The sequence below is a fragment of the Streptomyces sp. NPDC029014 genome (assembly GCF_055564695.1).
Window position 1 is genome coordinate 1 of sequence record NZ_JBVHVT010000155.1, and the last position, 7,945, is coordinate 7,945.

7 protein-coding genes are annotated in these 7,945 nt (G+C 73.8%); 2 read left to right on the forward strand and 5 right to left on the reverse strand.

What is annotated here, in order from left to right:
- From ACZ4VL_RS39620 to ACZ4VL_RS39640, 5 genes are all read right to left on the reverse strand, one after another.
- Positions 1 to 590 (reverse strand): AMP-binding protein (locus ACZ4VL_RS39620; protein ID WP_468210577.1); only part of this gene is annotated, 590 nt, incomplete at its 3' end.
- Positions 591 to 729: 139 nt separating this feature from the next.
- Positions 730 to 2,004, reverse strand: coding sequence for a glutamate synthase-related protein (locus ACZ4VL_RS39625; RefSeq protein WP_468210580.1), 1,275 nt, complete (start codon positions 2,002 to 2,004; stop codon positions 730 to 732).
- Complete coding sequence (locus ACZ4VL_RS39630) at positions 2,001 to 3,062, reverse strand: asparagine synthetase A (RefSeq protein ID WP_468210583.1); 1,062 nt, start codon at positions 3,060 to 3,062, stop codon at positions 2,001 to 2,003. The genes ACZ4VL_RS39625 and ACZ4VL_RS39630 overlap by 4 nt, the downstream gene beginning before the upstream one ends.
- A 5-nt stretch (positions 3,063 to 3,067) precedes the next feature.
- Positions 3,068 to 4,372 carry a methylaspartate mutase gene (locus ACZ4VL_RS39635; protein WP_468210586.1) on the reverse strand — a complete coding sequence of 435 codons (1,305 nt, stop codon included), beginning with the start codon at positions 4,370 to 4,372 and terminating at the stop codon, positions 3,068 to 3,070.
- Positions 4,373 to 4,524: 152 nt separating this feature from the next.
- Positions 4,525 to 4,980 carry a cobalamin B12-binding domain-containing protein gene (locus tag ACZ4VL_RS39640; protein WP_468210589.1) on the reverse strand — a complete coding sequence of 152 codons (456 nt, stop codon included), beginning with the start codon at positions 4,978 to 4,980 and terminating at the stop codon, positions 4,525 to 4,527.
- A 287-nt stretch (positions 4,981 to 5,267) separates the two neighbouring features.
- Here ACZ4VL_RS39640 and ACZ4VL_RS39645 point away from each other — a divergent pair, with 287 nt between their 5' ends.
- Both ACZ4VL_RS39645 and ACZ4VL_RS39650 read left to right on the forward strand, forming a co-directional pair.
- The gene (locus ACZ4VL_RS39645; protein WP_468210592.1) at positions 5,268 to 6,677 is read left to right on the forward strand and encodes a helix-turn-helix domain-containing protein; all 1,410 of its coding nucleotides are present in this window, start codon (positions 5,268 to 5,270) and stop codon (positions 6,675 to 6,677) included.
- Between the two features lie 169 nt (positions 6,678 to 6,846).
- The gene (locus ACZ4VL_RS39650) at positions 6,847 to 7,809 is read left to right on the forward strand and encodes an ornithine carbamoyltransferase (protein WP_468210595.1); all 963 of its coding nucleotides are present in this window, start codon (positions 6,847 to 6,849) and stop codon (positions 7,807 to 7,809) included.
- Positions 7,810 to 7,945 lie beyond the last annotated feature (136 nt).

A 7,945-nucleotide genomic window follows, 5' to 3' on the forward strand; every position in this document is an offset into this window, starting at 1 on the left:
AGCTCCACCACGTTGCGGTGCGTGTTCACCACACCCTTCGGCGTCCCGCTCGACCCCGACGTGTACATCACGTACGCCGCCTGGTCGGGCGGGACCGGCAGCCGCAGCGGGTCGGCCTCCTCGTACTCCGTGACGGTCTCCTCGCCCACCCGGATGACGGGCAGCTCCCCGGCGAACTCGGCCCCGCCCGGGGAGCGGTCGGTGAGCAGGAGGGCGGCCTGCGTGTCCCGGAGGATCCAGGCGAGCCGCTCCTGCGGCTGGCGCGCGTCCAGGGGGACGAACGTGCCGCCCGCCTTCAGGACGGCGAGCATCGCGGCGACGTACGCGAAGGAGCGGTCCTGGAAGAGTGCGACCTTGTCCCCGGGGCGTACGCCGGCGTCGACGAGCCGTCGGGCGAGCGCGTCGGAGGCCCCGTCCAGCTGCCGGTAGGTGAGCTCCTGCTCTCCGCGGACCAGGGCGACGGCCTGCGGTGACCTGGCCGCCTGGGCGGTGAACAACTCGTGCAGCGGAAGCTCGGGGAGGGCCACCGCGGTGCTGTTGTACCCGTCGATGTCGACCGGGTGGGCCTGACCGGCCTGCTGCTGGGGCATCTCGACACACCATTCTCGAAGGTTCGGGGCTGCACCGGGGCGCGCGGCCCGTCGGGGCCGCGGCGGCCGGGGGTCGGCGTCGCGGGCGGGGCGGGGCGGGTGGGCGGGGGTAGGGCCCGGGAGGTGGGGCGGCGGGGGGTCAGGCCGTGGGCGGCGGGGGCGGGGCGGCGGGGAGGAGGAGGTCCTCCACCGACAGGTCCCCGGTCCGGTACTTGCCGACGGCGCTGGTCAGCATCTGCAGTTCCAGGGCGATGCTGTCGACGAGGCGCCGCAGTCCGGCGTCGCCGTCCTCGTCGACGGCGAGGAGTGCGGCGCGGCCGAGGCCGACCGCCCTGGCACCGAGGGCGAGGGCCTTGACGGCGCGGGTGCCCTCCCACATGCGGCCGCTGGCGAGGAGGCAGTGGTCGGTGCGGCCGATGCGCAGCAGGGCTTCGGCGAGCGGCAGGCCGACGTGGCCGAGGAAGCCGGTGGGGGCCCAGGCGGTGCCGGCCTCCGCGCCGTCGACGGTGACGGAATCCGCGCCGGCCGCCCAGGCGACCCGTGCGGCGTCGGCGACGTCCCGGCCCGGGTGCAGCTTGACCCACACCTTCGCGCGGGGGAAGTTGTTGCGCATCAGCATGACCTGGCGGCGCAGGATCTCCTCGGTGAAGGTGCCGGGGCTGCTGACCCGCAGGATGCGCTCGCTGTCGCCGCCGAAGACCTCGTCGGTGGCGTACTGCTCGTCGATCCTGCGGGCTGCGTCCCGGTCGAGGACGGTGAGGCCGCCGAGGCCGGGCTTCGCGCCCTGGCCGACCTTGAGTTCGAAGGCGAGGCGGCCGGTCGCCAGGAGGGGTTCCGAGACGGGGTCGCTGTAGAGGAGGTTCCACACCTCGGCGTCGGCGTCCTCGGTGGACTGCTGGACGGTGACTCCGCCGTGCTCGTCGTCCGCGGCCGCCGCGTAGGCGGCGATCCGGCCGAGGAGCGGGGAGGCCTGGGTGTCGGCGGCGGCGCGGTAGCCGTTGACGGGGACGACGTTCTCGCCGATCACCATGGGGATGCCGAGGGCCCCGGCCTGCCGGCCGGCGGCCTCGCCGAGGTCGTGGCTGGCGACCTGGGTGGAGCCGAACGCCGACACGTACAGCGGCAGCCGGGAGGTGAAGCCGCCGATCCGGGTGGTGAGGTCGACGTCCGTGTAAAGGGGTTCGCGTGCCAGGTCGATGAGCTTCTTCAGCCGGTCGGGCATGAAGACGGGCGGCACGATGCGGGCGTTCTCCAGCAGGTCGTACGGGTCGCGGCCGGCCGGTGCGGCGCCCAGCATGCCGCTGCCGTAGCCGGCGAGGTCCGGGAAGGCCGCCTCGGCCCCGTGCCGGGCGCGGTGGCGGACCCGCTCCTCCGGGAAGCCCGCGGCGGTGAGGACGGTGCGTACGGTGCTCATGCGGAGACCACCCCGGGGAGCTTCGGGTAGGCGCTGGCCTGCCAGACGGCGCGGCGGCCGGTGACGTACCGGGTGAAGCGCTCCAGTCCGATGCCGAACCCGGAGCTGGCGGGGATGCCGCGGCGGGCCAGGTCCAGGTACCAGCCGTACTTGGCGGGGTTCTCGCCCGTCTCCCGCATGCGGGTGACGAGGGTGGCGTAGTCGTGCTCGCGTTCGCTGCCGCTGGCGAGTTCGCCGTAGCCCTCGGGGGCGATGAGGTCGAAGTTGCGCAGGACGCCGGGGGCGTCGGCGCGCTCGCAGTCGTAGAAGCCGCGGGAGCCCTTGGGGTAGTCGACGACGAAGAACGGACGGGCCGACGCGGCGGATATCTTCTCCTCGCCCTCCCAGTCGATCTCGGCGGCGGGGTCCTGCGGGTGGCCGAGGGCGATCAGGTCGGCGGTGGCCTCGGCGTGACCGACCCGGCCGAAGGCCTGGGTGACGGCCTCGCGCAGGGCGTCCGCGTCCCGGCCGAGGAGCTCCAGTTCGGCGGGCAGGTCCCGGACGACCTCGGTGACGACGTGGGAGACCAGTGCTTCGGCGACGGCCATCGCGTCCTCGCGGCGGGCGTCGCGGATCTCCACGTCGATCTGGTGGAACTCGGCGAGGTGGCGGTGGGTGACGGCGGTCTCCAGGGGTTCGAGCCGCACGTTGGGGGCGATGTAGAAGATCTTGTCGAAGGCGGTCAGCGACGCCTGCTTGTAGAGGATGGCGCTGGTCATCAGCTTGTACTTGTGGCCGTAGAAGTCGACGTCCACCTGCTTGGAGCCGCGGATGCCGGGGTCGGTCACCGGGCCGATGACCGGGGGCAGGAGTTCCTGGAAGCCGCGGCCGGTCAGGAAGGCGCGGGTGGCGGCGAGCATGCGGCTCTGGACGCGCAGGGTGGCGCGGGTCTCCTCGGAGGCCAGGTGCGCGTCGATGGAGGCCGGGAGGACGGGCGCGGACGGCCGGTCGGACCGGGCCGGCGGGGCGGGCGCGGCGGACGGGACCGGCGCGGGTGTGTGGGCGGTTACCACGCTCATGGGTGCTAGCTCCTGGAAGTGCCGCCGGACAGGCCGGCGAGGGGACGGCGCCGGGTCGGCGAAGGGGTCGGTGTGAGGGCGGGGTCGTCGTGCCGGCTCTGGACGAACGACAGGGCGTCGTAGAGGCCCCGGGCGGTGAGCCGCCCGCTGCGCCGGCTGCTGCGGGCGAGGGGCATCGACCCGATCTCGGACCAGGTCAGCCGGCCCGAGCCGTCGATGTAGCTGCGGGTGCGGCCCGCGTTGTCGGGGTGCAGGCAGTAGGGGACGTCGAGATAGCCGCGTTCGAAGGCCTTCAGCAGCGCCTGCCCGATGTCCCCGTCGAGGTTCAGCACGGCGTCCACGAGGGCGCGGGCCTCTGCGTAGACCGGGTTGTCGGCGGCTTCCGCCGGTTCGACGGCGCCGGTGGCGGTGGCGGGACCGGCGGCCCGGGCGGCGGCGGCCGAGGCGACGCGCAGTGCCTGGACGTTCTCGGCGACGGTGGGGATGCGGTGTGCTTCCGCGACCGTCTTCACGATCAGTCGGGCCGCGCCGGTGTGCACGGCGAGTTCGGCCGACCGCTCCAGCAGTTCCAGCGCCCCTTCGGGAGAGCGCGGGTACAGTCCCATGTAGGTGTACAGGACGATGTGCCAGTCGGTGTCCGGCAGCAGCTCGGCCGCGAGCCGCCGCAGGGCGTGGACCGCCTGCCGGTCCTGTTCGGGGCTGGTCTGCTGGGCGTAGCTCAGTGAGATCGACCGCAGTCCCGCCCGGTGGAAGAAGAGCGCTTCGAGGGCGCTGATCGCCACGAGCAGACCGGGCGGGCAGAGCTGGCCCAGCATGCAGCCGCCGAAGGTCTCCAGGTGGGGTTCGGTGCCGGTGGAGCGGAGCGAGGCGAGGAACTCGCAGCTCTGCTGCCAGTTGCGCACGGAGTCGACCAGCGGGGTGCGCCCGTACGGGAGGCAGTACGAGACGGGGCCGCCCTCGGTAGCGTCCAGGCCGAGCATCGCCAGGGCGGCGATGATCCGCTGGGGGCGCGCCGAACCGTGCCGGATCTGTACGGGGAACGAGGCGTCGCGCACCCCGTCCAGGACCCAGCGCGAGGTGTGCGGGCTGAACGAGGTGATCGGGTAGCCGTTGAGGGGGACGCCGTCGTTGAGGGCGCGCACCGCCGCCTGCTCGTCGCCCACCCGGGTGTAGCTGTCGATGGTGACGGTGCCGACGGCGGCCCGGGCGGCGGCCTTGGTAGCCCGGAGGCCCGCCCGCATCAGGGTGGGGTCGGAGAACCCCATCCGCGGCTGCACCACGAGGACGCCTCGGGCGCGGGCGTCCGCCACGTACCGTCCGAAGGACGTCCGGGCCGTGTGCACGGTGGCCGTGCCGGGGGACCGGGTCGGCGGGGACGGCCGGAGCGGGGACGGCCGGAGCGGGGACGGGGACGGGGACGGGGATGGGGACGGCGGCGGGGCCGTCCGTCGGAGCGGGCCGGTCACCGGACCACCTCTCTGTTCAGTGAGCCGACGAAGGCCTCGAAGGAGGCCAGTTCGACGCCCTCCTGGAAGACGGCGTCGAATCCGGCCGCCATCAGTTCCTGCGCCTGCTCCTCCTGCCGGTCGCCGGAGACGCCGAGCTTGCCGCCGATGACGACGGGCATGCCGTCCAGTTCCGGGCGGGACCGCAGGGCGCCGATCAGCGGCCTGGCGTCGTTGAACCCGTGGCCGTTGACGCTGCTGACGACCAGCAGGTCGGGCTGGTATTTCGCGCAGGACTCGACGATTTCGTCCTCGGGAATACAGGACCCCAGGTTGACGACCCCGTGCCCGAGGTCCTCCAGCATCAGCTGAATGAATACGAGGTTCCAGGTGTGGGCGTCGGACGGCAGTCCGGTGACGACCACGTCGAGTGACGCCGGGCGGTTACAGGTCGCCAATTCTGCAGGCTTCATTCTTCGCTTCGTCCACATCATTGATGACAACGGGAGAAGGAGGTCGCGCAGTCTCGCGGTCCCGGTCGCGCGGTCTCGCGGTCCGGTGCGTTCGGAACTCCCTACGACCACGAGACTAGGAGCCGGCCGGGGGCGTCACCGGCGTCGGCGGCGGCAGCGCAGCGGCAGTTGCCGGCCGCGGGAACCCGGTCCTTTCCCTTCCCCCGGAATCGGTATCGCCGCGGGAAGGGAACAGGAAGGCGGTCGCGGAAGGTACTCCCGTAAGCATCCAGACCAGGGAGACATCGATGACGAACCGTCAGGCTCCGTCGGCGGAATTCGGCGCCGCGCTGCGGAGCGCCCGCGGGACGGCCGGGCTCACCCAGGAACAGCTTGCCGGGCTCTCGACGGTCAGCGTCCGCGCGATCCGCAATTTGGAGCGGGGCCAGGTGGGGCGCCCCCGCAAGGACACCATCCGCCTCCTGGCCGATGCCATGCGCCTCAGTGACACGCGCCGCGCCGCCCTGGAGCTCGCCGTCGAGGGCGCCTCGACGGGCAAGGCCCTGCGCGACGTGTACAGCGCCGAGTTCGCCTTCCCGCCGACGCCGCTGCGCAGCCTGTTCGGCCGCGGGGCCGAACTGCGGGCCCTGGACGAGCTGCTCGGCAGCGAGCGGGAACGCCTGGTGACGATCGTGGGGCTGCCGGGCGTGGGGAAGTCCCGGCTCGCCCAGGAGGCCGCCCTTCGGGTGCACGCCCACGGCGAGATGCCCGTGCTGTGGCTGCCGATGGACCGCCCGGACGACGTGCTGGCCCAGGCACCCGGCAGACCGCAGTCGGCGATGGTCAGCTGGGTCCGCTCGCTGATAGCGGAGGGCGGCAACCACGAGGAACTGGCCGCGTTCTTCGGGGACAAGGCCACCCTGCTCGTCCTGGACGGTCACGAGGTGTCACCCGCCGCCAGCCCGACCCTGATGCACCTGCTGCAGTCCTGCCGGCGGCTCAAGGTCCTGCTCACCGCCCGGCGTTCGCACCACTTCCCCGGGGGCCGACTGCTGCCCCTCGCGCCCCTGCCCACGACCTGCCGGTCCGGGCCGCCGGCCGGCCGCCCGCTGCCCGGCGACTCGCTCAGCGCGGACCGGCCCGCGGTCGAGCTGATGCTGTCGTACGTCAGCCACATGCGCCCCGACCTGCTGCTCACCGACTCGGTCACGGCCACCGTGGCCGAGGTCTGCGAGGCGCTGGACGGCATCCCGCAGGCCCTGGAGGCGGCCGCCTCATGGCTGCTGCTCTACTCGCTCGACCAGCTGCTGGCGATGGCCCGGGAGCGGCCGCTGACCCTGGTCGACGGGCCCGCCTCGCTCTCCTCCGGCACCGCCGCCGCGCTGGGCGACCTGCTGTCCGTGGCCGTCACGGGGCTCCGGCCGCGCGGGAAGGCGCTGCTCGCCGCGGCGGTGTCGCTGGACTCCCCGTGGACGGTCGAGGAGGTGGCCCGCGCCCTGGGCGTCCCGCCGGTCGAAGCGGCGCAGGACGTGCACGCCCTGCTGCTGCACGGCCTGATCCGTCAGCTCCCCGCCGAGCCCGGCGGCGCCGCCGGCCGGCCCGGCCGGTTCGCGGTGCTGCACCTCGTACGCGAACTCGTGGCGGCCGGCGGGTACGCGGCCGCCGCGAGCGGCGGCACGCCGCCCGCGGCGCAGCTCGTGGCCAGCGGCACCGCGTAGCCGCCGGCCCGACGGCTTCTCTCCCCGTCCCCGTCCCCCGTTCCCCTCCCCCCGTCCCCCGTTCCGCTCCTCCCTCCCTCCCTCCCCCTCCCTCTCCCCTCCCCCGCTCCCGTTCCCGTTCGGATTCCCGTTTCCCGTTTACCCGGAAGAAAGGTGACGGCACACCGTCATGCGCAATCTCATCTCGCTCTCCGATCTGACCTCCGAGGAACTCGCCCTCATCGTCCGGCGCGCGGTCGCCTTCGGCCGCGGGGAGGTGGACGAGCGGCCGCTGGCCGGCCGTCGGGTCGGCGTCTTCTTCCGCAAGTCCTCGACGCGGACCCGTACCTCGTTCTGGAGCGGCGCCGTCCGTCTCGGTGCGGACGTCATCACCTTCGGCCCGGACGAGCTCCAGCTCAGCACCGGGGAAACGGTCGAGGACACCGCCCGAGTGCTGGGCGAGTACCTGGACGCGCTCGTCGTCCGCACCAACGGGGACGTGGACGAGATCCGGCGGCTCGGCAGCAGCCCCGACCTCGCCGTCGTCAACGCCCTGAGCCTGGACGAGCACCCGACCCAGGCCATCGCCGACCTCGCCACCCTCGCCGAGGCCTTCGGCGACCTGGCGGGGCTGCACGTGCTGGCCGTGGGCGAGGGGAACAGCTCGGGTGCCGCGCTGGCGCTGGCCGCGGCGCTCACGCCCGGACTGCGGCTGACCCTGCTCTGCCCCAAGGGGTACGAGGTGCCGCGGGCCACCCTCGACCTGGTCGACCGGCTCGGCGGCGGGCGGGCCCTGGTCAGCCAGGTGACCTCGCCCGACGAGGTGTCGGGACCGGTGGACGCGGTCTACACGAGCCGCTGGCAGACGATGGGCGTGCCGAAGGCGAACCCGGACTGGCTGGCCGACTTCGAAGGGTTCCGGATCGACCGGGAGTTCATGGAGCGGTTCAGCGGGCCGGACACGGTCTTCCTGCACGACCTGCCCGCCGTGCGCGGCCAGGAGGTCACCGCCGAGGTCCTGGACGGGGAGCGCAGCCTCGCCTGGCGCCAGGCCCACCACAAGATGACGGCCGCGATGGCGGTCCTGGAGTGGTGCGTCGTCGGCGCGGACGCCCCGGCAGCCGTCCGGACGGACGACCGGGCAGCCGCCTGATCCGGGGCGTGTGCGGCGGCAACGGCAACACGACGCCGGGGGGGGGGGGGGGGGGGGGGGGGGGGGGGGGGGGGGGGGGGGGGGGGAGGGGGGTGGGGGGGGGGGGGGGGGGGGGGTTGTTTCCTGGGTGCCCCCT

Excerpts from the sequence above, each read along its gene's own strand:
- ACZ4VL_RS39625 (WP_468210580.1), bottom strand. The coding sequence starts at position 2,004 with ATGAGCACCGTACGCACCGTCCTCACCGCCGCGGGCTTCCCGGAGGAG.
- ACZ4VL_RS39630 (WP_468210583.1), bottom strand. The coding sequence starts at position 3,062 with ATGAGCGTGGTAACCGCCCACACACCCGCGCCGGTCCCGTCCGCCGCG.
- ACZ4VL_RS39640 (WP_468210589.1), bottom strand. The coding sequence starts at position 4,980 with ATGAAGCCTGCAGAATTGGCGACCTGTAACCGCCCGGCGTCACTCGAC.
- ACZ4VL_RS39645 (WP_468210592.1), top strand. The coding sequence starts at position 5,268 with ATGACGAACCGTCAGGCTCCGTCGGCGGAATTCGGCGCCGCGCTGCGG.
- ACZ4VL_RS39650 (WP_468210595.1), top strand. The coding sequence starts at position 6,847 with ATGCGCAATCTCATCTCGCTCTCCGATCTGACCTCCGAGGAACTCGCC.